Annotated in this window: 19 protein-coding genes; 5 read left to right on the forward strand and 14 right to left on the reverse strand. The window is 45.0% G+C overall.

Going from position 1 to position 24,090, the window contains the following annotated elements:
• Nucleotides 1-203 precede the first annotated feature (203 nt).
• The 7 genes from DUN60_RS23705 to DUN60_RS23735 all read right to left on the reverse strand — a co-directional run bounded on the left by DUN60_RS23705 (nt 204) and on the right by DUN60_RS23735 (nt 9,404).
• Nucleotides 204-1,424, reverse strand: coding sequence for a glycerophosphodiester phosphodiesterase family protein (locus DUN60_RS23705; RefSeq protein WP_114635652.1), 1,221 nt, complete (start codon nt 1,422-1,424; stop codon nt 204-206).
• 295 nt (nt 1,425-1,719) lie between these two features.
• Complete coding sequence (locus DUN60_RS23710) at nt 1,720-3,072, reverse strand: sigma-54-dependent transcriptional regulator (RefSeq protein ID WP_114635653.1); 1,353 nt, start codon at nt 3,070-3,072, stop codon at nt 1,720-1,722.
• Nucleotides 3,069-5,042: an ATP-binding protein gene (locus tag DUN60_RS23715; protein WP_114635654.1), complete on the reverse strand. Its 1,974-nt coding sequence runs from the start codon at nt 5,040-5,042 to the stop codon at nt 3,069-3,071. Before DUN60_RS23715 ends, DUN60_RS23710 begins: the two co-directional genes overlap by 4 nt.
• A 382-nt stretch (nt 5,043-5,424) precedes the next feature.
• Complete coding sequence (gene dgcA, locus DUN60_RS23720; RefSeq protein ID WP_114635655.1) at nt 5,425-6,411, reverse strand: N-acetyl-D-Glu racemase DgcA; 987 nt, start codon at nt 6,409-6,411, stop codon at nt 5,425-5,427.
• A gap of 57 nt (nt 6,412-6,468) precedes the next feature.
• Complete coding sequence (dgcN, locus tag DUN60_RS23725) at nt 6,469-7,476, reverse strand: N-acetyltransferase DgcN (protein ID WP_114635656.1); 1,008 nt, start codon at nt 7,474-7,476, stop codon at nt 6,469-6,471.
• A gap of 91 nt (nt 7,477-7,567) precedes the next feature.
• Nucleotides 7,568-8,458, reverse strand: coding sequence for a LysR family transcriptional regulator (locus tag DUN60_RS23730; RefSeq protein WP_114635657.1), 891 nt, complete (start codon nt 8,456-8,458; stop codon nt 7,568-7,570).
• A gap of 109 nt (nt 8,459-8,567) precedes the next feature.
• Entirely contained in the window at nt 8,568-9,404 is an 837-nt protein-coding gene (locus DUN60_RS23735) for an SGNH/GDSL hydrolase family protein (RefSeq protein ID WP_114635658.1), read from the reverse strand.
• 277 nt (nt 9,405-9,681) lie between these two features.
• Here DUN60_RS23735 and DUN60_RS23740 point away from each other — a divergent pair, with 277 nt between their 5' ends.
• Complete coding sequence (locus tag DUN60_RS23740) at nt 9,682-11,742, forward strand: alpha-amylase family glycosyl hydrolase (protein WP_114635659.1); 2,061 nt, start codon at nt 9,682-9,684, stop codon at nt 11,740-11,742.
• 118 nt (nt 11,743-11,860) lie between these two features.
• Here the strand turns inward: DUN60_RS23740 and DUN60_RS23745 are convergent, their stop codons facing one another.
• Entirely contained in the window at nt 11,861-12,373 is a 513-nt protein-coding gene (locus DUN60_RS23745; protein ID WP_004732974.1) for an RNA methyltransferase, read from the reverse strand.
• A gap of 275 nt (nt 12,374-12,648) precedes the next feature.
• On the opposite strand from DUN60_RS23745, the gene DUN60_RS23750 reads away from it, so the two are divergent.
• Nucleotides 12,649-14,310, forward strand: coding sequence for a methyl-accepting chemotaxis protein (locus DUN60_RS23750; RefSeq protein WP_065206308.1), 1,662 nt, complete (start codon nt 12,649-12,651; stop codon nt 14,308-14,310).
• Nucleotides 14,311-14,407: 97 nt separating this feature from the next.
• Here the strand turns inward: DUN60_RS23750 and DUN60_RS23755 are convergent, their stop codons facing one another.
• A complete protein-coding gene (locus DUN60_RS23755) occupies nt 14,408-15,277 on the reverse strand; it encodes a LysR family transcriptional regulator (RefSeq protein WP_017088293.1) in 870 nt (289 codons plus the stop codon).
• Between the two features lie 261 nt (nt 15,278-15,538).
• On the opposite strand from DUN60_RS23755, the gene DUN60_RS23760 reads away from it, so the two are divergent.
• Entirely contained in the window at nt 15,539-15,886 is a 348-nt protein-coding gene (locus DUN60_RS23760; protein WP_114635660.1) for a DUF3316 domain-containing protein, read from the forward strand.
• Nucleotides 15,887-16,040: 154 nt separating this feature from the next.
• On the opposite strand, the gene DUN60_RS23765 is transcribed toward DUN60_RS23760, so the two are convergent.
• Entirely contained in the window at nt 16,041-17,678 is a 1,638-nt protein-coding gene (locus DUN60_RS23765) for a methyl-accepting chemotaxis protein (RefSeq protein ID WP_114635661.1), read from the reverse strand.
• Nucleotides 17,679-17,939: 261 nt separating this feature from the next.
• On the opposite strand from DUN60_RS23765, the gene DUN60_RS23770 reads away from it, so the two are divergent.
• Nucleotides 17,940-18,365, forward strand: coding sequence for a DUF3010 family protein (locus DUN60_RS23770; RefSeq protein ID WP_010432976.1), 426 nt, complete (start codon nt 17,940-17,942; stop codon nt 18,363-18,365).
• Nucleotides 18,366-18,471: 106 nt separating this feature from the next.
• On the opposite strand, the gene DUN60_RS23775 is transcribed toward DUN60_RS23770, so the two are convergent.
• A complete protein-coding gene (locus tag DUN60_RS23775) occupies nt 18,472-19,371 on the reverse strand; it encodes a DMT family transporter (protein ID WP_114635662.1) in 900 nt (299 codons plus the stop codon).
• Between the two features lie 124 nt (nt 19,372-19,495).
• On the opposite strand from DUN60_RS23775, the gene DUN60_RS23780 reads away from it, so the two are divergent.
• A complete protein-coding gene (locus DUN60_RS23780; protein ID WP_114635663.1) occupies nt 19,496-20,923 on the forward strand; it encodes an aminotransferase-like domain-containing protein in 1,428 nt (475 codons plus the stop codon).
• Between the two features lie 97 nt (nt 20,924-21,020).
• On the opposite strand, the gene DUN60_RS23785 is transcribed toward DUN60_RS23780, so the two are convergent.
• The 3 genes from DUN60_RS23785 to DUN60_RS23795 form a co-directional block, all read right to left on the reverse strand.
• Entirely contained in the window at nt 21,021-21,569 is a 549-nt protein-coding gene (locus tag DUN60_RS23785; RefSeq protein WP_114635664.1) for a carboxymuconolactone decarboxylase family protein, read from the reverse strand.
• A 341-nt stretch (nt 21,570-21,910) separates the two neighbouring features.
• Nucleotides 21,911-22,879 (reverse strand): HTH-type transcriptional regulator YidZ, encoded by a 969-nt coding sequence (gene yidZ / locus DUN60_RS23790; RefSeq protein ID WP_065206316.1) that lies wholly within the window; start codon nt 22,877-22,879, stop codon nt 21,911-21,913.
• Nucleotides 22,854-24,065, reverse strand: coding sequence for an MFS transporter (locus tag DUN60_RS23795; RefSeq protein WP_114635665.1), 1,212 nt, complete (start codon nt 24,063-24,065; stop codon nt 22,854-22,856). Before DUN60_RS23795 ends, yidZ begins: the two co-directional genes overlap by 26 nt.
• Nucleotides 24,066-24,090: the final 25 nt, after the last annotated feature.

A 24,090-nucleotide genomic window follows, 5' to 3' on the forward strand; every position in this document is an offset into this window, starting at 1 on the left:
TCCCACACTTTCAAATTACTTTTGAGTCATAAGTGTCCAGCTAAAAATCAATCATTTGGGTCACTTCTGTCCCACCAATTTCAGTGGTAAAAAAAAGAGCCCGAAGGCTCTTTGGTCCACTGCTTTTTCTCTTATTATTCTTTGGCTAAGCGCTCTCTATACAAACGCCATAATTAGCGACGTAACAGCGCTCTCAGAATCGCCTATGCGTCGCTGTCCATGCAGTTAGCGTAATACGTTACCGTTGCAGGCCAATCGCTGAATACGCCCATCACACCCACATCTTGTGCCAGTACATCAAGCATTTTCATCATATCGCCATCATTGTTGATGCCGTCCTTCACGCTCTTGTAGTACCAACCACCGCCTTGCGCTAGCGGGCCAGAACGTTCCAGTGTCCAAGCGATAATGTCTAGGTCTGCATCTTTTGCCAGTTTTGCGTAGTTAGACGCAACCAATTCGTTGTTCTCACCTAACTCAACCAAAGCAAACAGAGGTGGTGCGATGATATTCACGCCCGCATCGTGTAGCTCTTTCATGTTCTCAACAGACGCGACAAAGTCCGTTTGCTCATAAACACGGTCATCAAGGTAAACCGCTTGTTTGCCGAACTTCGGCGTTTCATTGATCCAATACTTCACATCATCCAAGTTAAATGACTGTAGGTAAGTCTCAGAAGGCTTGAAACCCGCCTCTTTCAGTTCATCCACCAACTTCTGCGCGTACATCTCTTGGCTAAATCCATTGAAAGGCATGTCTACAGCAGCCGATTTCAATTCAGGTGTGACCTTAACGCCGTGCTCTTTAAAGAGTGCTGCACTTTCTGCGTGTGTCATCAGTGTCCCACTTTGACTGTAAAGATCGGTTCTCCAACCAGGAGTGCCATTCATGTACTCTTCAACCGTGGTGGCTTTTGGGTTCGCACCATCCATTTTTCCTTTTAACGTCTTAAACTCAGCCAACGTGAAATCAGAAGTACGGCACTCCACCTGAGCATCTTCACCTGTCGTTGGATTAGCTGGTGTAAACGGGGTTGAGCACTTCTTAGCAAGATCTGGGTGCGCTAATACATCGGTTGTGGTGTGCAGATCACTCTGCGAGTGACGACATACCAACGCCTTATCTTTGGTGAAGGTCACATCGCACTCCACCACGCCCGCGCCCATTTGAATCGCTGCTAAGTAGGATTCTTTGGTGTGCTCAGGAAACTGCATCGCAGCTCCGCGATGCCCAATAGAAAAATCACTACGATGAAAAGGTCCTTCGCTGCAACTCAACAGCTTAGTTTTCAAAGGGCTCTCATCCATATTGTTGACTAAAAAGAGGGGACGAGGTCCTAAGTTTGCTGGTTCTGCAGCGGCCCATGCCGTTATTGAACTCATGCCTAATATCAGAGCAATCGAACCTTTCAGTATTTGCTTCATGTTTGTATCTCCTTGCAACAAGCAATTATTTTTCTAATGTCCTTTATTCGATCATTCAATGTTGGATAACCGTCATATATAGATAGCTGTCATATGTTTTTTGACTCAACACCGAATAACCTCATGTGGGCTGACGCCACAATGTAGGGATTGCACGCTTTGTGCCAGATGTTAAAGCTCTTTTATTACAATTACTTTAAACAGTCAGCCATTCGACTAAAAACCAAATGGGTCATTGTTGTCTTGTGCTTTTTCTTTTAGCTTTGGTTTTCCATTTAACAAACACCTGAACGAATTAAGCTTTGAAACTCTCTTTATCTAATTGGTGTTTCTTCATTTTTCGATAAAGGGTTTTACGCGGTAAATTCAGCTTACTTGATACCTCGTTAATGTTACCTGCGCTTTCTATTAGCGCCTCCGTCAGTACATTCCTTTCGTACTGCTCCATCTGCTTTTCAAAAGCGAAATCTTCTCCGGACGCTTCACAAATCGGTGACTGAAGATCGAAGCCATCGCCGACGATACCCAACACAAATCGATCAGCGACATTACGTAGTTCACGAACGTTACCCGGCCATTCATGCCGACATAGCTGCTGTATCTGCTCAGGGTAAATCGTTGATGGGCGCGTCTTATATTTGTGGCTCGCTTGAATCACAAAATGGCGAAACAGCACCTGAATGTCTTCTTTTCGTTGGCGCAGTGCCGGAAGGTTTAAGCTCGCAATGTTCAATCGATAGAAGAGATCGGCTCTGAACTCCCCAGACTCACTCAAGCTCACGAGATCGGCTTTACTGGCTGCGACCACGACGATGTCGACAGGTATCAACTCATTACCACCAACACGCTCAATCATTCGCTCTTGAATCACGCGCAGCAGTTTTATTTGTACCGCAATCGGCATGCTCTCAATTTCATCGAGAAACAGAGTGCCGCCATTGGCTTGTTCTATTTTGCCAATACGCTTCTTGTTCGCGCTAGTAAACGAACCCGCTTCATGGCCAAACAACTCACTCTCAATAATGCTCTCTGTCATACCGCCACAATTAATCGCGACAAATGGCTTAGTCCCACGACGACTGAATTGATGCAAAGCTTGAGCTATCACCTCTTTGCCCGTTCCCGTTTCTCCGTTGATGATGGTATCGACGCCGGTATGCGCCAAAGCGAGCACTTGCTTACGTATCGTATCCATCGCTTTTGATTGGCCAATAACCACAGATTCAATCGGTAAATCCTCTTGTCCATCGCCATCCGAGGTTGACGGGCAACTGTGCTGACACTGGGCAATCGCCAAATCAAGCTTCTCCACCAGCTCACTCGAATTAAGCGGTTTTTCCAGAAAGTCGAAAGCGCCCAGCTTCATCGCTTCGATCGCCATTGGGATATCGCCATGGCCACTCATCAATAAAACGGGTACATTCGGAGCACGGTGTTGGATTGAGCTCAACAACGTCAAACCGTCCACTTTCGGCATGCGCACGTCACACAACACAACCGACTGACTGTTCGCTTTAAGCGACTTTAGGCCAAGGTTGGGATCAGTAAAGGTGGTGACACTAAACCCTTCTAGCTCTAACATTTCGCTCACGGCTTCGACGACATCTATTTCATCGTCGATAAGAACTATGTGTTTTTCTAAAATCATGAACCTTTGCCTTTTGGTAGAGTGACGATAAAGGTGGTGCCTTGGTGTTCAACCGATTCCACGTGAATCGAGCCGCCAAAGTCTTTTATTATGTTGTATGCAATAGACAAGCCGAGCCCGAGCCCCTTACCTGTTGTTTTGCTCGAATAAAATGGGTCAAACAAATACGGGATATCGTCTTCAGGTATGCCCAGTCCATTGTCCTTAACCAAAATCTGTATGGTGTTCGAAAGCTCTTGCGTAGCAATACTAAGTTGAGGCTGCTCTTTATGCTCAATGGCATCCAGAGCATTGCTGATGAGGTTCACCAGCACTTGTTCCAAGCGTATGCTGTTGGCTCGAACCATCTGGTAGCTTTGGGGCGAATACTGAATCGATACTGGGCTCTGTCTGGTTTCAAACAGATCAATCGCATCACCAATCACCTTCTCTAGTTCCACATTATCAATCTTGCCGTCGCTCTTACGTGAGAATGCTTTTAAGTGACGAGTAATCGCAGCCACCTTTTCTAGCAGGACTTCGATCTTTTTAAGATTCTCTTGTGCTCTGTCTGGTCTATTTTTACCGAGCCAAAGCTGTGCACTTCGAACGTGGCTATTCACAGCCGTCAGAGGTTGATTGATTTCGTGAGTGATCCCAACACTGAGTTGCCCCAATGCAGCCAGTTTTCCGGCTTGGATCAACTCATCTTGAGTCACTCGAAGTTTGGCTTCGGCTAGGGTTCGCTCTTCCACTTCAGCTTCTAATTTTCGGTTAGTTTGCTTAACGACTTTGGCCGTGGTTTGGAATACCTTTAGGTACTTGGCCATTTGCGTCACTTCGTCTTTGCCACGAATGGACACTTCGGTATCTAAATGGCCGGTAGAAATCGCAAACATGTTGTCTTTAAGCTGTAAAAGTCTTTCCAAAATACTCTTACGCACGTAGAACCATGAAATAGCAGCGGCAGCCAACACGCTAAATAGAGAAAGGAAGAGAGAAAGACGCTGGTTAGATTGCAAAGATTGCTGCGCCTGCTGAATCGATTGGTCAATATTACTATTCACCTTGCTGGTGTTGCTTTCGATCTGCACGGTTAATTGGTTCAAATGCTCGCGGCTGTTTTGCAGGAAGTATTGCTCTTGATAAAGATGATCGAGCGCTTTGTTTTTCATCCCATACAAGCTGCTATCGCTTGAGGCAAGGTTATAAATCACCGTGAGTTGATGATCTAATTGAGGAAAATCACTTCTTAAATCACCACTGACCCAGAGCTTCCACCACTCTTCCCCTACCTGCTCTAATCGCAAACTGGTGTAATCCAGTTCATTAAAACTGGAGTCGTTATACAGCTTCTCTACCAAACCTAATTGGTAATAAAGCAGAGACTTGAGCTGTGTGTACTGGATTTGAGCTTTGTCAGACTCAGGTAGGCTATCAAGTGAATCACTGGCCTGTTGCAGCAGCGGGTAAAAACCTTCCAGTAGATTACGAAGTTCTTGGTTGAGCTGTTCTGACTCAATTTCACTTTGATACAACAAGCTAAGGCTGTTATTAACTTGGGCGATAAGATCTTTAAAATAGGAGTGATAATCCGGAAACTGAACCATTACGCTATTCATCACTGAAATGGCCTCTTCAATTTTGAGCATCGCCTGCTTGCGCTCTAAATTCGATTCAGCGTCACTGAGCTGAGAAGACGTTGTAATAATCACTCGCACCATATCATTAAGACGTGCGGCATTATCTAAGGCCGGGATTTCACTCTCCTTTAGCTCAACAAGACGTTGGTTTAAATCATCGAATGTAAAGCTGGAGACAACCGAGAGGAAGATAGTGGTCATCGATAGCATGGCTAACGCAAGTACTAAGCGCAGCTCAATACCTTTCCAACCAAACCACTTACGACGTGGGATTTTGATCGAGAACGGGCGCTCGAAACTATCCTTATTTTCTACAACCTCTGAGACATGACTACTCACTCGCCCCACCTTCTTCTCATCAAATAATCAACAGGAACTGTCAATGATTCAATTAGTTAGGGTGTGAGCCTTACTTAGGTTTGCATCGAATAGCTTTAGTGAAGCTATTAAATGAAGAGTAATCATTAACATTTCACATAAGATATCATAACAATTGTTTTATAAAGCTTGAGCTGTCTGTTTTGCGATAATAGAAAGTGACCGCACCGACAGAAACGTGATTACTTTATCAATACGCCCATAAATCATACGAATAGCGCGCTCAATCAAGCAGTAAAAACCTTTGATTATTTAATAAGTTAAGGACTAGAGATCTAAAAAATCGCACAAGCTTTCACTCGTGCGATTTCATTTATGCCATGTCCATCGACTAACCCGAGGCTCAACGAACTTAGAGAATAATCATCCCATCGCGATAAGTCAGAGCAGGAGAAACGTCTTGGCCAAGTAAGACTGGGCCATCAAGGTCGACGATTTCAGATTGAACGGCGATAGGCAGAGCTGCACGCATCGCCAAAGAAGTACCAAGCATACAACCAGACATCAGAGTAAAACCGAGCCTTTGTGCTTCTTCTGCGAGAACTAATGCCTCAGTCAAGCCACCCGTTTTATCGAGCTTGATGTTGACCATTTCATACTTACCCAACAGCGATGAGAGCTGTGAAGTGGTATGACAGCTTTCATCAGCACACAGTGGGATCGGGTGCTTGATGTGTGCCAATGATGCATCATGCTGTTGTGGCAGAGGCTGTTCGATCATAGCAATATCAAATTCAGTCAGTTGGTTAAACAATTCTTCGAGATTCAACCCTGTCCACGCTTCATTGGCATCCAATACAATCGTTACACCTTCCGCAACTTCTCGAACTGCGCGAACACGCTCTACCACTTGCTCTCCATCAAGCTTCACTTTCAGGAGTTTTGCCCCATTTTCGACATAGTCTCGAGCCTGAGTCGCCATCGCTTCTGGAGTGCCAATCGAGACGGTCATTGCTGTCACGATTTGATTCGGTAACTCAAACAGGCTATTTGGGAAGACCTGGTCATGTTGTTTGGCTTCAAGCTCCCAAAGCGCACAATCGACCGCATTTCGCGCTGCCCCTCCGGTCAATAAAGACTGAAGATGATCTCTTAGCTCTGCGGGATCGGTAATGCCTCGCTCAAACATCGCTTCAAGCGCACTAGACGCTTGTTGGATTTGTGCTAACACAGACTCCGACGACTCACCATATCGTGGGTAGGGGGTACATTCCCCTTGAGCTTGTTTGCCGTCGTGTTCGATGTGAGCACGAACAACATGACACTCCGTTCGGCTGCCGCGAGAGATGCGAAACGGCGTTTGCATCGCGATAGTAATGGGTTCTGCTGTAATCTTCATAATTTCACTCGGTTGATGTTCGCTTTAACAAATGGAAACGTAGAAATGATGAAGTCGCTAAAGTGAATGTCGCAAATGATCAGTAATGTGTTGTACACCAAAACGAACCGGATCCGTCACTGGTACTTGATAAAGTGTGGTCCATTCTTGGCATAATGTCTCAGCGTCTTCAATGCTAATTGCCGACGTGTTCAAGCAGATGCCAACCAATTTCACATCTGGATTCGTCAGTCGTGCCGCTTGTAAGTTGGCTTCAATCGTCTGTTCTATGCTTGGCAATTGAGCATAAGGAAGGTTACGAATATGTGGTCGCCCGACTTCATGGCACAACACCAAAGCATCGGCTTGCGCGCCATGTAAAAGCCCCAAACTTACACCAGCAAAAGACGGATTGAACAATGAACCTTGCCCTTCAATGATGTCCCAATCATGGTCGGTAAATTCTGGGCTAATCGCCTCAACCGCGCCAGAGATAAAATCTGCGACGACGGCATCAATCGAAATACCGCAGCCTTCAATCAAAATACCTGTCTGTCCTGTCGCTTTAAACTGAGCGGATGTTCCCGCTTCTTTAAACGACTTTTCAATGGCTAATGCCGAGAACATTTTACCGACTGAACAATCCGTTCCGACCGTAAGAAGGCGCTTACCCTGACGAGGCTTACCGTTACCAACATTAAGATAACCATCAAAATGGCGTACATCATGAAGCTTAGTCAATCCTCGCTGTTGCATGTCAGCAAGCGGTGAGAATTCACTCAAGCGCTGGTGCATGCCCGATGCAATCTCAAATCCCATTTCTGCAGCGGCCATTATGGTTGACTGCCAAGAATCAGGAATGACGCCCCCCGGATTTGCGGTGCCAATCACTAGCGTTTTCGCCCCCTGTGCTTGTGCCTCTTGCAAGGTCATGTCCGTTAAGCCAAGAGAAACCGTATCGTCTGTTAAACACAGTTGGCCTAGGCAGATTTCTGGTCGCCATTGGTGAATACCTCGGGCTGTTTTTGCTGCAAGTGGGTCGGTAACATCCCCAAGAAAAAGAAGGTAAGGTTGAGCGATAGACATGAGCGTTCCTAATTAATAAGTCCTTGTATGGATTTACTTTAATTAAGAATTTGAAGGCTGCCGAATACCTATTTATCGCACGCCTATAACCTTAAGTTATAGGGTGAGTATGGCTCTTCAATGAAGCGATAAATTGCTTAACGGAGATCGACTGAGGAGTGTGCTCTGCGCAAAGCATCGATACCGAAAATTGGATGTCTGATTGAAGTGGCAACACACAGACCGCATCGTCATTTTGATATTGATCTGCCGTCCACGGGTCAACAATCGCAAACCCCGCTTGGTGCTTGACCAGTTCTGCTGCCGCGCTGTATCCACGCACAGATATCGGATGGTGATAATGCACATCTAACGCCACAAGGCTTTGATTTAGCAGTAAACCTAATGGATCGCGGGGATCGAGCCCGATGATTGGCAACGGATAGTTGATCAAATCATCAAGGGTTATTTCCGCGGGTAAATGATCAACCGTATTGGCTGGCACCAAAACCTTGAGCGATTCGGTTAATAGCGTTTCACTTAATATGGCAGGCGGTGTTTCGTCCCCAAACGCGATGGCAATATCGAGCTCATGCTTCAATAACCCAGCACACAGTTCATCACGGTTGGCGGTCAGTAACTCAAAAGAGATCTCTTGTTCGCGAGACATTTGGGCTATTACCGGAGTCAGCAATTTAGTCGCCAGAATCGGTGGTGAACCAATACGCAGGTGCTGATGGCCTTGCTTGACTTTGTTGGTCAAAGAACGAAATTGACCCAGTTGTTGGTAGACCTTCTCCGCTTCCGGTAACAAAGTTTTCGCTTCAACCGTTGGTACTAAACGCCCTTTAACTCTTTCAAATAAACCAAACCCGAGTTGTTGCTCTGTGTGCGCTAGAATACGCGTCACGTTAGGTTGTGACACATGCAGATTACGTGCGGCTCCAGATACGGTGCCGGTCTGCATAATGGCGTAGAAGACTTCCAACTGTCTTAGGTTCACATTGATGTCCTTGTGGTTCACGAAACAAGTTTAGGCTTGGTTTTCTGGTATTGGCTAAGCTGCTTATCGGTCTAACTAGCTTTTTAGCTTTTTAGCTTTTTACGTGAGTCTATTTTAGTAGCTCAGTTATCGCAGGTTGAAGTACCTCAGCCCAAACTTGATAAGCTTTAGCATTCAAATGCAGGTCATCACACGAGTATTCATTCGACAGAAGCTGATTAGGCGACAAAACTGAATTCACATCTAAGAACGCAATGCCTTGCTGAGAACAGTACTCGCTTACCTTTCTATTGAGCAGTTCAACCGACGGATTCAAACCTTGCAGTTTGGATCCAACATAAAGCGTTGATTGCACCAAGATTCGAATATCGTTTTCTTGCCACACCTTAAGCATATCAATGTAGTTCTGGTAGATATGGTCGACATCATAACCCTGAGCTAAATCGTTTATCCCTGCCATAAAGCACACCAGTTTTGGCTTCACATTCAAGGTGGTATCAATACGGCGCAACATGCCCGTTGTGGTATCGCCTGCTAGGCCACGATTGACCATTGAGACATCGCGGAAAATATCCGCCCACGGAGCCCATTCAGTGATCGAGTCACCAAACATCACTAAGTCTGCATTTGGAGAAAAATGACGGTGATTGTCTGATGTCATGATGTAACGGCTCATGCTGTGGCCTCGTTGTTGAATCTCAGACTGAAGAGCGACCGCTTTGAGGATCTCGCTATCCGGCGTAGTGCTATCAAATTGAGCCAACAACCCTTCAATGTGAGGCTTAAAAGGGCTAAGACGAGTACTCAGTTGATGGTGTTCTTTAAGGGAAGATAGCTTTTCTAGTAATGCATACAAAGAGCGGTTTTGACCAACTTCTTGGAATAACTGATACAGATCGAGGACAGGATTTTGTTGTAGCGCGGCAAGTAATTGCATGTCTTCCATAGTGTTATCTAACCCTTCAATTATCTAGTGATGAACCAAAGATAATATCCGATTGCTTACGGGATAGATAACACTAGAAGCGGAGAGTTACTTAATCTGAACAAAACACATACGTACTGAATAAAATTTATGGCCGTACAAATCTCAACTGGGACTCAAAAACCAGCACTTCATCATAATATGCATAAGAAATTAGCTACATATTGTGACCCCAGTCTCTCAGCCTACCGTCTACTCCTATTGCCACTATTTAACGGAGGATTTATAGAATATCAGGATGGTGAATAATAAGTTAAATCATAATAATAAGGACCTTAACGTGAAACTTTCTCTATCCAATACCGCGTTGGCCGTTACCGCCATCCTACTTGCAGGTTGCCAATCTGCACCTGAATCAGTTCAAGAACCAACGACATACCAATGCCAAACGAATACGAATGCCGACGTGAATGACTTGAGGATCTATCAAGTGATGGTCGAAAGCTTTGTCAGTGGCGATGACTCAATTGGTCATGGGACAGGCTACGGAACCAGTCACCATAACGGAGATATCCAAGGTATTATCGACTCACTTGATTACATTGAATCTCTTGGCATGAACGGGATTTGGCTAACCCCAATCTTTAATTCAGAGCCTATCGAAAACCAAGACCATTGGGCTGATAGATTGGATGCAACCGGTTATTTTACCACGGATTATTTCAATATCGACCCTAGATTCGGAACGATGGAAGAAGCTAAAACCTTAGTTGAAGAAGCGCATGCTCGAGGGCTTTATGTCTTCTTTGATGGCGTATTTGGCCACCACAAAAAAAACGTAGTGCCGTCACCTACAGGTAAGGTGCCCCAAGGAGAAGATAATCCAGTCTCATACCCTGAGAGCCTAGCCTTCTATCAAGAAGTTGCCGAGTATTGGATCAAAGAACTCAAAATCGATGGTTGGCGCTTAGATCAGGCTTATCAAGTGCCAAAAGAAGCTTGGAGTCAAATCAGAGAGACGGTAGACACTGCTTCTTCTCAAGTCGAATACGTAAACAGCGAAGGTAAAACCGTGAACCCTCTGGGTTATATGGTCGCGGAAATTTGGGCCGGTGAGAACCGTATTATAGAAACAGGTTACGGTTCAAATGAAGCACCGGCCTTATGTTCTGCGTTTGATTTCCCGATGCGCTACCGCCTAACAGAAACCTTTGCCGTAAACGAAGCAGGCGTGGGGAACAAAGGTGGAGAATGGCTTGCAGAAGGCATGTCTTTACATTCGTTATACCCAGACCACGCAAAGCCCAACTTGATGATTGGTAACCATGACCTTGTTCGCTTTGGTGACTTATTACAGCGCGGTGATATCGCTTCTCCACAAGACAAAGAGTATTGGCAGCGTTATAAAGCGGCATTTTCATTCCAAGCAGCTTATACAGGCCCAATAACCACCTACTATGGGGACGAAATTGGCGATCAACTAGAAGGTTTTTCAGATAAAGTTTGGACTGATGACTGTGCCATTAATGGCTTGTGCGATGACCATGTAGCACGTACTAGCGGTAAAGTAGAAGGTGTCACAACTCAACTCAATACCAACGAAAAAGACTTAAAGCAGTACGTTACAAACTTAATGAAATTAAGGGAAACGCACCCCGCTCTATCACAGGGTAAACGTACAAACCTAATCGCCAACGATATCGCATATGTCGATCACAAAGCCTATGAAGGCGATGCAGTTATCTACGCAGTGAACGTTACCAACAAAGAGCAGACCATAAAACTAACCAAAGAAAAAGCAGGCTCCAAAGCTGATCTGACGGATATTGAATCTGAGCAATCTATATCAGCAATTGATGGTCATTACTCTATAGTTCTAAACCCTTTTGAAGCTCGTTTCTTGTCGATAACACAACCAAATAAAAAAGGCCCTATAGCGGCCATAATGGCGACAGGGAATGAAGTTGGACAAGGTTTCATGGCTAAATGTAATAATCCAACGATTAACGCTGAAGGGCCAATTTCAAGCCCACTTTATGTGGTTGGCAACTTTGCTGATTCAGGTTGGAAACACGTAGCTAAACGAGAGTTTGCGTATAAAGGTGGAAACACTTACCAAGTCGTTACCACTGAAAAGCCTGGTAGCTATCGCATGCAATACGCGTCTAAAGCTTGGTCACCACAATTTACAGCGGATGGGCTCAACCTAAAACTGGGACAACTAAACTCATTAACTAAAGGTGGTTACGGGCAAGATACTGCTATTACCATCCGTAATCCAGGACAGTATGTATGGAGCTTACAGTTCGATGAGACGGGACAACCATTAAAAATTATGGCTTCCAAATGTGCTGAATAGCCAAACCTAAGACCTAAGATCCAAGTTCAACCAAGTAAAAACCCCTTATTCCTACGAATAAGGGGTTTTCATTAATCGGCATTAGATATTAAGAGAGCACATACGATTAGAACGATATCTAGCCCTGTTTCACTTGCAAGTGATTGCGATTATCACGGCTCTTTTTAATAAGCTCGTTGCTCTCATCCATTTCATCTGACTTTGCAAGGCGGTCATAAAGCAGCACATTCACTGTCGCAGCCAAGTTCATGCAGCCAACCGTAGGTACATACACAACGTGATCAGCTCTATCCGCAACATCTTGAGAAATTGAGCCATCTTCAGGGCCAAAGATATAGATAGCGTTTTCAGGGTGTTTAAAACGAGGCAGTGGTGTCGCACCTTCTGCTAGTTCTACACACACAATCTGAGTTTCCGCATCAAGATTATCTAAAAATGACTCAGCGGCAGTAAGCGGGATCGTGCGCGCTGCGCTCTTCGTATCAGTGTGGAATTTAGCGGCTTTTTCGTAGCGTTGCCCTGTGTATTTAACTTCGTCGACTTGGTAACAACCAGCCGCACGCATAACAGCGCCAACATTCGTCGGGCTCTTTGGGTTAGTTAAACCAATAATCACATGGCTTTTGTTCATGAATATATCTCACTTAACGAATAAACATAGCAAGGTGCTACAAAGGGCCGCATTCTACCAAAGCAGCGTCGAATTCAAAAGCATGGATACAAACTCGCTTTTTCGCTCTTAAGCCTCTAATTGCAAGGCTTCTCACTTGAAAAACTTAACCATCATCATATTTATCAAACAAAAACACTCTAGAGTAACAATTAGACAACAAGCCCATTTACATTTTGAAACCACATTAATAATGTGTTGAAAATTGCATGAGAAAATCACACAGGAAGCGTGACATGACCCTAACCATCAAAAACCGCCTTTATATTCTCTCTTTCATTCCTTTGCTACTAATGGCAATTGGCATGATGAGCGTGACGTATATGAAGAGCACCGAGCTAACCGCACAGCAAGTAGAATCGACGCGTAGCAATATGATGGCGATGAAAGAAAAGGAACTCAAAGCGTACCTGCAAATGGCCTACTCTTCGATCAGCCCATTTTTAGATAAAGGGGCAACGCTAGAAGAGGCTTTACCAACATTGAGAACCCTAGAATATGGCGAATCAGGCTATATTTTTGGTTATGACTCTAAAGGTGTACGAGTTGTGGTTGGGCAAAGTAACGATGGTATTGGTAAAAACTACTATGACCTTCAAGACAAACAAGGTAATTACCTAATCCGAGACCTGATCAAGAACTCAAAATTGGGTGAATTTACGACTTACTATTTCCCGAAACCGGGCCAATCAGTCGCTTTACCAAAACTCAGCTACTCAGTATTTGTTCCGCAATGGGACTTAATGCTTGGTACTGGCTTCTACACCGATGACATCGACGCTGTTATTGCCGAGATGAAAGAGAGTTCAAATGTCGCGCTACAAAGTTCCCTGACTGCTATCGCAATTTTCTGCGGATTGATTGCCCTTGTTGTTGCTGTATTCGCTGTTGCTGTGAATCGTACGATCATGCAACCTCTTGAGCAGTTCGACCGTTCAATTAGTGCCTTTGCAAGTGGCGAGGCCGATTTAACCGCTCGAATGGAAAAATTCAAAGCCCCTGAGTTCACTAAGCTCAGCGAGAACTTCAACGCCTTCGTTGCTAGCCTACAAACCATCATCCGCAGCGTGAGTGATGTTGGCCAGCAAGTTGTCGCTGAAACCAGCAGTATGTCTTCTCGCGCCGCTCAGGTTGATGAAATTGCCACTGGTCAGCGTGAAGAGACTGAACAAGTTGCAACAGCAATGACCGAAATGACAACAACAGCACAAGAGATCTCAAGTAACGCAAGTCAGGCGGCTGACTCAGCGAAGCTTGCAGAGGGTAATGCCAAAGAAGCTCAACAAATAGTTAACGCTGCTGCCAACTCTGTTGCTGGTCTTGCTAGCGAAGTGTCCGAAGCCAACACAGTGGTATCTAGATTAGAGGGTGATGTACAAAACATTTCGTCGTCACTGACGGTCATTCAAGATATTGCCGAACAAACAAACTTATTAGCACTGAATGCAGCAATTGAAGCCGCTCGTGCAGGTGAGCAAGGGCGAGGATTTGCAGTGGTTGCGGACGAGGTTCGTAAACTGGCAAGCCGAACTCAAGAAAGCACTGGCGACATCCATAAAATGATTCAGCAGCTAAAAGCCGCCTCAGATGCTGCCGTAAAGGCCATGGATTCGAGCCAAAATAAAAGTGCTCAAACGGTGGAAGAAGCGAATGCCGCAGCCGCAGCACTGGCGAAAATCCAAGAGTCGATTGATACGATCATGGACATGAACTCATTGATTGCTACCGCGACAGAGCAGCAAAACATTGTTGGCCAAGAGATATCTCAACGTATTGTGGTGATATCCGATCAAAGCTCACAATCGGCATCATTAGCGAATCAAAACCGTGCGGGTAGCCAAAACCTCAACAGCCGCGCAAATGAGCTGTACCACTTGGTTGATCGCTTCACGGTTTAACGTTTAACAAGTAAAGCTATAGAGCATTAATAGAAAGGTGCCTCAGAATTTCTATTCTGAAGCACCTTTTTATCTGAAGTGATTTGGTAAAATAGAACTAGTCCAATTGCTCAGACAGGAAGTCCACCAGCAAGCGAACCTTTGAAGACAGGTTACGGTTCTGCGGATACAGCGCCCAAATCCCCTCTTTATCGTCTCGATAATCGGATAACACTTCGACCAACTCTCCCGACTCTAGATCTTCACTCACGTAATATTCTGGCAGTTGAACCAAGCCAATGCTCTGTTTAGCGGCGTCCAACAAGGCTAAGCCACTGTTACACCTAATTCGTCCATTAACACGAACCGAACGCGGACGACCATTTTCCTTGAAGCGCCAATGCTCAAAACCACCCACTAAGCATTGGTGATGACTCAATTCAGAGAGCGTATGCGGCTCACCATAGCGTTCAATGTATTCAGGGCTTGCACATACATAAAGCTGTCGCTGCGATAACTTCTTTGCGACCAAGCTTGAATCTTCTAAGCGGCCAAGGCGAATCGCCACATCAACACCAGAATCGATGAGATCGAGCTTTTGATTGGTCAGCATCAACTCAAGTTCTACTTGTGGGTGAAGCTTTAAAAATTGATGAAGTATTGGAGCGAGTTGGCGCTCACCATAGGTCACAGGCGCAGTAACTTTCAGTAAGCCTTTTGGTGTGGATTGCATCTGCGTGACCGCAAGCTCAGCAATTTCTAAGCCTTCAACCAGCAACTTACATTGCTGATAATAGAGTTGCCCGGCCTCTGTTAGAGAAACCTTACGCGTCGTTCGATTGAGCAGTTTCACCGCGAGTCGTTCTTCGAGATTTGCTACTCTACGACTGATCTGAGCCACCGACGTAGCGAGCTTCTGCGCCGCACCGGTAAAGCTTTCACGCTCTGCCACTGCAACAAACTCACTTACCCCTTCCCAATTGGCCATGTTTTTACCTTATGCTGAACGATGGTTACCCAGACAGTGTATTGAAGATAGATATCAGTGTCACCTTGCTTGATATGCGCTGTTCATAAATGGTCTTCATCTACAATCGTTCAAATCAATACAACCAACACCTGACATTTCTCCATATTCCTTACCTAATACTAACAAAATCGGCTTTTCTCCTGACACTCATCTTACCACTTCATTGGTATGTTGGTTCTGTACCGGAACACAGGTATTCCAACAAAGTAAGGTAATCCTATGAAAAAATTAATCATACTTGCATCAACTCTTGTTCTCAGCACCACAGCGTTTGCAGCGACTAAAACAACAATTCAAGAAACAACGCTAAAGTCTGATACATTTGTTACTGAAGCGGAAGCATACGATGCAGGCACGAACCTTATGGATGAGTTAGGCACAAAAACTTCTTTTGAGCTTTCAAGAGAACTGCCACAGTTCCAACAAACAACAAAGTACGATTCGTTCAAGATTGATGACGCGAATATGGAAGTGAAGAAAATCACGAATATGAACGGCGACATTCATTACCAAGCGAACGTAAAAGTTGACTACCGTTACACATACAAAGACGGTCGCAGCAGCTAACACCGAATGATTGATTAGGTCTAAAAACTGATCACCTAGTCAAAAAAAAGCCCGCACTCATAGAATGCGGGCTTTTTTGTCGTTCAGCTATGATCAATGGGAGCCAGAGCGAGCAACCATTGTCAGCTCATGTTTATCTGCTTATTTTTGAAGATTAAACCTCAAACTGAGATACAAGGCTATCAAGCGCTTCACACTGTTCGGCCAATGCCATGCAAGCATTCTCAGCGCTGCTCGCCATTTCAACCATTTGCATAGTGCTTTCTGCGATGCGTTGAACATTCTTGTTCACTTCTTCAGACACTTGAGACTGCTGAGAAGCTGCGGTTGCGATTTGTGTGTTCATGTCATTCATCTTGCCGATTGAGTTACGAATCTCACTCAGTGAAGACGCCGCAGTTCCTGCCTGAACAATGGTTTTCTCGCCACTCACTTTGCTTTCGGTCATCACGCCAACCGCGTGTTTAGCACCCACTTCTAAGCGTTCAATCATTGATTGGATTTCGCCAGTGCTGTCTTGAGTTTTACTCGCCAGCGCTCTTACTTCATCTGCGACTACGGCAAAACCACGGCCTTGCTCACCGGCACGAGCTGCTTCAATCGCCGCATTTAATGCAAGCAGGTTGGTTTGCTCTGCAATGCCTTTGATCACGCCAAGAATTGAAGCTATGTTCTTCACATCGGTATCCAGCTCTTGAACTACGCCACCCGCGTTCTCGATATCTTGCGCAAGGCGTTCAATAGAAGTCACGGTTAAACCCAACGTCGTATCTGCCGATTCCACTTCATGATTGGCAACGTTACTTGCAGTTGCGGCATCCAGTGCATTACCACTGACCACTTCGCTAGTTGCTTGCATTTCATGAACCGCTGCCGCTACGACTTCACTTTCTCTCTGTTGGTTCGATGAAAATTCAGCAACACTTTGCGTGAGCGATTTGATGTTTTCCATCTCGCCACGTACTGCGTTCGATGTGAGAATAACTTGTTCCACGGTTACATGAATCTTGCCAACAAACTGGTTAAATGCGGAGCTTAAGCGAGCAATTTCGTCGTTACCTTCAACCTTCATGCGTTGAGACAAGTTACCGTCGCCCGATGCGATCTCATTCATCGCTTTCTCTACGTTCTGGATTGGTTGGACGATAAAACGGTTAGATAACCACATCGCAAAAAGCGCAGCGAAAACAGCGACCGCCATACCCACTTCAATGATCAACTTACTTGATTCGATAGAGTCAGCAGCTTGCTGGCGAAGCTCTCTCTGCTTCTGTTCAATCAGGGTTCTGATATCACGAAGCTGAACACGAATGATTGCAAACTCAGCGTCTAATGCTGGTGAGTAATTGATGTTGTATTGGTATGCGTTGGCAGGATCTGCAAACATTGGTTCATGCAGCGCCACCCACTTGCTCATCGCGTTCACAAGCTTTGACAACTCACCGCGAGAAGAAGGATCCAGCACACCCGCTGTATATAAAGTTTCCACACTTTCAAAACGAGGAACCGCTTTGTAAGCGTTGTCTTTAAATTCAAATTTTTGGTACTCAATCGCCGCTTGGTCTTTCGCGAGTAGCAGACCTTGAGCAGAAGCAATAACTTGGTAGATGTCACGATATCCATCTTCCAAATTGTCTAGCACGGGCTGAACCACATTATTCAGCTCATAGTTGATCGCAGCCTGAGCGTTAGATCTAATGACATTAAGCACAGTAACAGTCGAGAAAACAATCACGATCACCATTAGTGGAATCGCAATTTTACTCTTAATAGATAGGTTGTTGATACTCATAAGGGGGTTAATAACCACACAGTAAATAGGGACGCGCGCATAATATACAGTATCAATATAAAAGCTAGCTAAAAGTTTGTGAACCTAGTCGCATAGCAAACGTTACCTTTGAATCGACTGTCTATTATTTAACCAAAGGTCAACTTTAAAAAGTAGAGCCAAAGACGTTTTTACACTTATTTACCACAGACATGCTCAAATACTGGAGAAGTAATGGAAATAGCACCATAATGTACGGCTCAAAAGTAAATAGGTATGAACATGAAAATTTGTGGTGTTGAAATCAAAGGTAACGATGCTGTCATCTGTCTTCTTTCTCTGTCAGATGGTGTATTTAATATCCCTGATTGCCGAGTTTCAAAGGTTGCGATTAGCGACGCAAACGACACGCAGAATATGAAAGACTTTCAATTCTCTTTTGCAAAGTTAATGGAAGATTACCAAGTAGACAAAGTTGTGATTCGTCAACGCCAAACTAAAGGCAAATTTGCTGGCGGTGGCTTTGGTTTCAAACTAGAAGCAGCAATTCAACTGATCGACGGCCTAGACGTAACCGTTGTGTCACCTGCTGACATCAAGGAGAGCCTTAAGCGCAACCCTCTTATGATGAAGTTCAAAGAAACTGGCCTTAAGCAATACCAAGAAGCACCGTTTACAACGGCTTACGCTTGCTTGATGCAGCGCTAATCAATAGTCGCTAGCCAATATTTGATACAGAAAGAGCCTGAATATTCAGGCTCTTTTTTGTTTCTATCACTCGGCTTTAAACCCAGTTAGTTTTGATGAAATACGCTTACCGCTCTAACGCTGTTCGCCTGCGAGCCTTGATCCATTCTGGCTTCTTCACCACCAGATAAACAGCAGCGGCAGACAAAGCGAAGCCCGTCGCGCCGTAGATATCGAACGACTCACCAAAGATAAGCCACGCTTGAATTGCTGTCGTCGGTGGAACCAAGTAAAACACCGATGCCACACTTGAAGATGCACCATGCTCTACCATGTACAGTAGCAACAGTATTGCGATACAGGACAACACAACCACCAGCCAGATCAGCGTTAACGTAAATTCTACCGTCCAGTTCACTTGCATAGTTTCGTAACGCATTGCGAACGGTAGAAACAACGCTGCAGAAGCCAAGTATTGCACCATCGCGCCGCCGACCATATCCGTCCCTTTGCAGAAACGCTTTTGGTACAAAGTACCTACCGTGATACCCACCAGCGAAACCAAACACAACAGCGTCGCCATGCCCTTTTGATCATCTGATTGCCATTCAATATTTCCCATCAACACTAGGCTAATGCCCGCAAAGCCGAGGGCTAAACCCAGCCATTGTGCGAAGTTAAACCGCTGTGAAGTACAGCTGATCATAATCAAGGCAGTCAAAATCGGTTGTAAGCCAACAAGTAGAGAACTCAACCCTGCAGGCATACCCATATCAATCGCCAGATAAGTGCCACCAAGGTAGAAACCATGAATCAAGATGCCGACAACACAAGCATGGAAGAATGCGCGACCACGAGGGATACGACGCTTAAGGATTGCAATCAAAACCAAGAACAGCGCTACGTTAGCCACCATCCTCAGTGAGAGTAATGTTGCGGGTTCCGCGTATTCCACACCAAGACGTGCGCCGACAAAACCTGACGACCACAATATTACAAACACAAACGGAATCATTTTAATCAGCATTACAAACCTCTGGTCAACTCTTCATCAATGCTGTTACCTTAGTTGGGTACAGATAACTAATAAAGATACAGATATAACACTTTAAATGGTTACAGATTGAGAGTGAGCAACGAGGGAGAATAACGTGGAAGTAGAACTCAGCGGCAATAAATACCTTGCTACCGAACAACATATAAAGGCTCAGATTGATAAAGGATTATTCCACCCAGATGATCGCCTTCCCTCAATTCGCCAGCTCAGTGAACAGCTTGGCGTGAGCAAAAACACCGTGATTCGTGCTTATCAAGAACTGGAGGCTACAGGCTGGGTTTATTCGGTCCCCAAGTCGGGTTATCGTGTCAAAGCGCCCAATACAACAAGTTGGGATACACCAAGCCAACCTCAAAAAGTGGACCTCTTATCTGTCACCAAATCGGTACTCTCTCGTCCAAAGGGTCGCTTGAAGCTTTTAGCAGGTTCTGCACATCCCAACATCAACAACCCCGCTATTCGTAGTTTATACGCCGAGATCGGTCGCCACAGTCGATTGCAAACTCAGTTACCCGGTTACTACCAACTACCTCCTGGCGACGAGCAATTAGTAAAGCAATTGTTAAAGATCACCCATGATCTAGGCGTGCCCGCGGGATCGAAAGAGATTGCGATTACTCATGGTGCTCAACAGGCGATCAGTTTGGCATTACGTGCGCTCACCAAGCCCGGTGACATCGTGGCGGTCGAGTCGCCCTGTTACTTCGGTAATCTACTTTTACTTGAATCACTTGGCTTGCAAGCCCTTGAAATACCAAGCAGTGTTAGCCATGGCATTGATATCCCATCACTACAGAGTGCGTTGGACAAATGGGAAGTGAAGACGCTGCTGCTAACACCAAACTTTACTAACCCAACCGGCTCAAGAATGCCATTGGCGAATCGAAAAGCATTACTGGAGATCACCGGATCTTTACCAATTATCGAAGACGATGTGTTCGGTAGCTTGGCGTTCGATACACCAATCGCTAGCCTCAAAGAGCTTGATGACCAAGATAGAGTTATCTACGTGAACTCTCTATCCAAAACCTTAGACTCTCGCCTACGAATTGGTTGGTTACTCTCGGGGCGTTACCAAGCTCAAGTCGAAAAATATCTACTTTGCGACAACATGGGCAGTTCCAATCTCATGCAATCGGCGGTCGGACAGTTTCTCACCACAGGCAAATACCGCAGTCACCTGTCCAAAATGAAACGACTCTATCAAACCAATCAAAAGCAGTTTCAAAGCTTGTTAATACAAGCATTGGACAGCTATCCTCATATGGAAGGGCGTTATCATTTATCGAAGCCAGAAGGCTCTTTTTTAAACTGGATAACATTGCCTGAGTCGGTCGATAGTTATGCCGTCTACCAAGATTGTTTAAAGCACAAGTTAGGGATTTTACCCGGTACTGTGTTTGGGACGAATGACCAATATAAACACTGCTTGCGCTTCACTGTCGCCAATATTGAAGAGAGCAAAGAGTGGAAAGAAGGGGTTGTGACACTAGCCAAGATTATCGCTAAGCACGTACGTTAGGTTACCTTTCTAATTACCATCAAGACCAAAACAACAAAGCCCCACTCAACCGAGTGGGGCTTTGATTATTCTTACTCTTTACTTAGTTCAATGGGAATTAACCTTGCCAAGCAAACTGTTCGAACACCTTGTCTACTGGCGTTTCAGCAACACGGTTTACGTAGTTACTGATCACTTTCTGAGACAAACCTAGAATGACTTCTAGCACTTGTTGTTGACCGTAACCCGCCGCAAAGAAGGCTCCCATTTCGTCCGCTGGCACATTACCACGATTACGTACCATGCTTAACGTGAAGTCGTGCAATGCTTGCAGTTTTTCAGTTGGCAGTGCAGTACGGTTACGAAGTGCTTCGGTGATTGCAGGATCAACCTTCATTGAATGTGCAATGCCAGTATGAGCAGGAACACAGTAGTGGCACTCGTGCTCAACATTTATGGTTTGCCATACCACGGTTAACTCATCAGCATCAAAAGACGAATCACTAAATGCTTGATGAAGCTGCGTGTAAGCTTTGAGAGTATTAGGTGATTCAGCCATCACCCCAAAAAGACCAGGAACTCGACCCATCTGTTTTACAGCCCCTTCAAGAATGGGTTTGCTTTGCTCTGGTGCTGATTCTACTGAGTGAATTTTAAAGTTGCTCATGTTCTATTCCTTTCGATTCTTTATACTAATTTGATTCACAATCGGAGTGATATATGACTGTTCTCCGTTGGCGTGAAAACAATATAGATCAAACTAGAACGATCGTTCAAGCGTTAATTTGAACAATCGTTCATATTGACACTATTTATCGAATCAACAATTAAGAAATAACCGTATTCATTTGAGAAGCTCTGACCCTATCCGTATGATTTAAAATAAAAAGCCCATCAGATAACATCTGATGGGCTCGCTTCTAACTCTGAATTCTTATTTCAATCAACGATCAATATTAACGGTACAAGCCTTCAGGTCATCTAATCACATTTAATCTCATCACAAGGTTAGACACTTTTCCCTTCAAACTGGTAAAGCTCTCTAAGCGTGTCTTTTAGCCATAGAACGATTGGGTTGTAAGCATTGCGTTTATGCCAAATCATGGTGAACGGGATCAGCAGCTTTTTGGCGTTCTCTTCATCTAGAGGAATAGGTAGACAAGTAAGATTAGGATGAAGTTGTTCAACGTAACGTCGGCAGTAATTCGGTGCCACGGTAGTCATGGTGTGGTTTGACTGAGCCGCCATAAACAAAGACTGCTCAAAACCCGCTAGCGTAAGTGCGATATGTCGGTCGAGTTGCAAATCTGTGAGAATTTCATCCAACGCCCATGTTTCACTTTTCTCCCACACAATATTGATGTGAGGGTATTTGAGGAAAGCCTCAAGGTTCCACTCTTCTTGCAAGGCTGGGTGGTCTTTTCTCAAATACACCACGGGCAAATCGTGGAACAGCACCTCGAAATCAATGAAGTATGGCAGTGCATCTAGAGACTCTTTCGAACGTGGGTGGCTTTCTCGCCCTGAAAATCCAATATCAGATTCGCCACGTACGATGGAATCTATCGAATCGTAGTCCCAATTGCGCATTTTGATCTTAGCATTGGGATAACGTTGATACACGCTTTGCGTCAATTCGTTCAGCATGATCAACGATAACGGAGATTCGGCTTCTAAATTTAAACGCACATCTTTTGGCGCTTCGTCACCACGAGTAGTGAGTATTTGGCTTCCAATCTGCAGCCAGTCTTGAAGATCTTTTACCATGCTCAGTGCAAGTGGCGTTGGCGTTAATCCCCTTGGCGTTTTCACAAACAAAGGATCATCAAACCAATCTCTAAGCTTGGTAAGTGATTTACTCACCGTAGAAGGCGTGACGTTGAGCTTTTTGGCAGCTTTTGAAACACTCTGCTCTTGCAACAGCAATTGCAGAGTGAATAACAAATTCAGATCAAGACGGGCTAGTGGCTTCTTCATAATCACTTTTAACTTGGGAAGGACCTACCCATAGTATTAGAGCAATACTGATAACTCCACCAGCAGCCAATATAAATGCCAACATATTCAATGCACTTAGCCCGATAACGCCCATAAACCAGATAAACAGTGCTGAAGTACATACTTGGGAAACTCCGAGTATTGAACTTGCCACACCTGCGCGCTGTGAATAACAGCTCAATGCTTGGCTCATCGCGACACCAAAACCCAATGAGAAGCCGCCGCACACAAAAGCAAAGCCCAACAACGTCACGTAATGCCCTAACCCACCATCAATCGATGCGAGCAACGAGATAGCCGCAACGACAAAGCAAACTTGTGAAGTCAGCATTAAGTTCTTTTGCTTAAACACATTCAAAGCAAATGGTGCAGAGAATGACACCAACATACTCACCAATGCGGTTAACGCCATAGTGTAAGAATACTGACCTCGGTCGAAGCCAAGCTCTGTCATGATCAACAGTGGAGAGACATTCACATAAGTGAGAATTGCGGTCACTCCTAGGCTGGTCATGATCACTCGGCTGATAAACAACGGGTCTTTGAACGTTTCAGTTGAAGTTGGTTGAAATGTCTCAGATAAAGAAGCTTTCGCTAACACCGACCCTATAACTTTAGGTTTAGTCTCTTTTAGCACGAGCACCGACAACAAACACACCACCACACCCATGCTCGCCATGGTCGTGAACAAGCTCGGCCACGGGTAAACCGTCATGATTAAGTGGCCAATCACAGGCGCAAGCACTGGTACGATGCAGGTAATGCCATTCATCATCGACAGCACCTTAGCGCGTTTTTGGTCATCCAATACATCTCGCAAGATAGCGAACGCCACCACATAACAAGAGCCAGCACCCACACCTTGAAAGAAACGCACGAGAAGAAATGGTTCTGCACTGGTCACAACACCGCCGAACATCGAAGAGGTAGCAAAGACAATCGCACCGAAAATAGCGACCGGTTTTCTTCCTACACTGTCGGCAAATTTACCAGCAAACAACATGGTGGTTGCCATTCCTGCGAGATAAATAGAGAACGCGGCATGAAGCTGAGCCTCAGACGCATTTAGGTCCGCGGCAATTTGAGGCAACCCAACTAAATACAAATCAATAGCCGTTGGATACAAGAGAACAAGCGTAAAACTACAAAATAGAAAACGGTACATAACACCCCCACATAATTGGTGTGAG

Source organism: Vibrio splendidus, assembly GCF_003345295.1.
Classification (GTDB): domain Bacteria; phylum Pseudomonadota; class Gammaproteobacteria; order Enterobacterales; family Vibrionaceae; genus Vibrio; species Vibrio splendidus_K.

What these genes read in the sequence shown, in the direction of transcription:
- DUN60_RS23705 (WP_114635652.1), bottom strand. Translation starts at nt 1,424, where the DNA reads ATGAAGCAAATACTGAAAGGTTCGATTGCTCTGATATTAGGCATGAGT.
- DUN60_RS23710 (WP_114635653.1), bottom strand. Translation starts at nt 3,072, where the DNA reads ATGATTTTAGAAAAACACATAGTTCTTATCGACGATGAAATAGATGTC.
- dgcA (WP_114635655.1), bottom strand. Translation starts at nt 6,411, where the DNA reads ATGAAGATTACAGCAGAACCCATTACTATCGCGATGCAAACGCCGTTT.
- dgcN (WP_114635656.1), bottom strand. Translation starts at nt 7,476, where the DNA reads ATGTCTATCGCTCAACCTTACCTTCTTTTTCTTGGGGATGTTACCGAC.
- DUN60_RS23735 (WP_114635658.1), bottom strand. Translation starts at nt 9,404, where the DNA reads ATGGAAGACATGCAATTACTTGCCGCGCTACAACAAAATCCTGTCCTC.
- DUN60_RS23740 (WP_114635659.1), top strand. Translation starts at nt 9,682, where the DNA reads ATGGTGAATAATAAGTTAAATCATAATAATAAGGACCTTAACGTGAAA.
- DUN60_RS23745 (WP_004732974.1), bottom strand. Translation starts at nt 12,373, where the DNA reads ATGAACAAAAGCCATGTGATTATTGGTTTAACTAACCCAAAGAGCCCG.
- DUN60_RS23750 (WP_065206308.1), top strand. Translation starts at nt 12,649, where the DNA reads ATGACCCTAACCATCAAAAACCGCCTTTATATTCTCTCTTTCATTCCT.
- DUN60_RS23755 (WP_017088293.1), bottom strand. Translation starts at nt 15,277, where the DNA reads ATGGCCAATTGGGAAGGGGTAAGTGAGTTTGTTGCAGTGGCAGAGCGT.
- DUN60_RS23760 (WP_114635660.1), top strand. Translation starts at nt 15,539, where the DNA reads ATGAAAAAATTAATCATACTTGCATCAACTCTTGTTCTCAGCACCACA.
- DUN60_RS23765 (WP_114635661.1), bottom strand. Translation starts at nt 17,678, where the DNA reads ATGAGTATCAACAACCTATCTATTAAGAGTAAAATTGCGATTCCACTA.
- DUN60_RS23770 (WP_010432976.1), top strand. Translation starts at nt 17,940, where the DNA reads ATGAAAATTTGTGGTGTTGAAATCAAAGGTAACGATGCTGTCATCTGT.
- DUN60_RS23775 (WP_114635662.1), bottom strand. Translation starts at nt 19,371, where the DNA reads ATGCTGATTAAAATGATTCCGTTTGTGTTTGTAATATTGTGGTCGTCA.
- DUN60_RS23785 (WP_114635664.1), bottom strand. Translation starts at nt 21,569, where the DNA reads ATGAGCAACTTTAAAATTCACTCAGTAGAATCAGCACCAGAGCAAAGC.
- yidZ (WP_065206316.1), bottom strand. Translation starts at nt 22,879, where the DNA reads ATGAAGAAGCCACTAGCCCGTCTTGATCTGAATTTGTTATTCACTCTG.
- DUN60_RS23795 (WP_114635665.1), bottom strand. Translation starts at nt 24,065, where the DNA reads ATGTACCGTTTTCTATTTTGTAGTTTTACGCTTGTTCTCTTGTATCCA.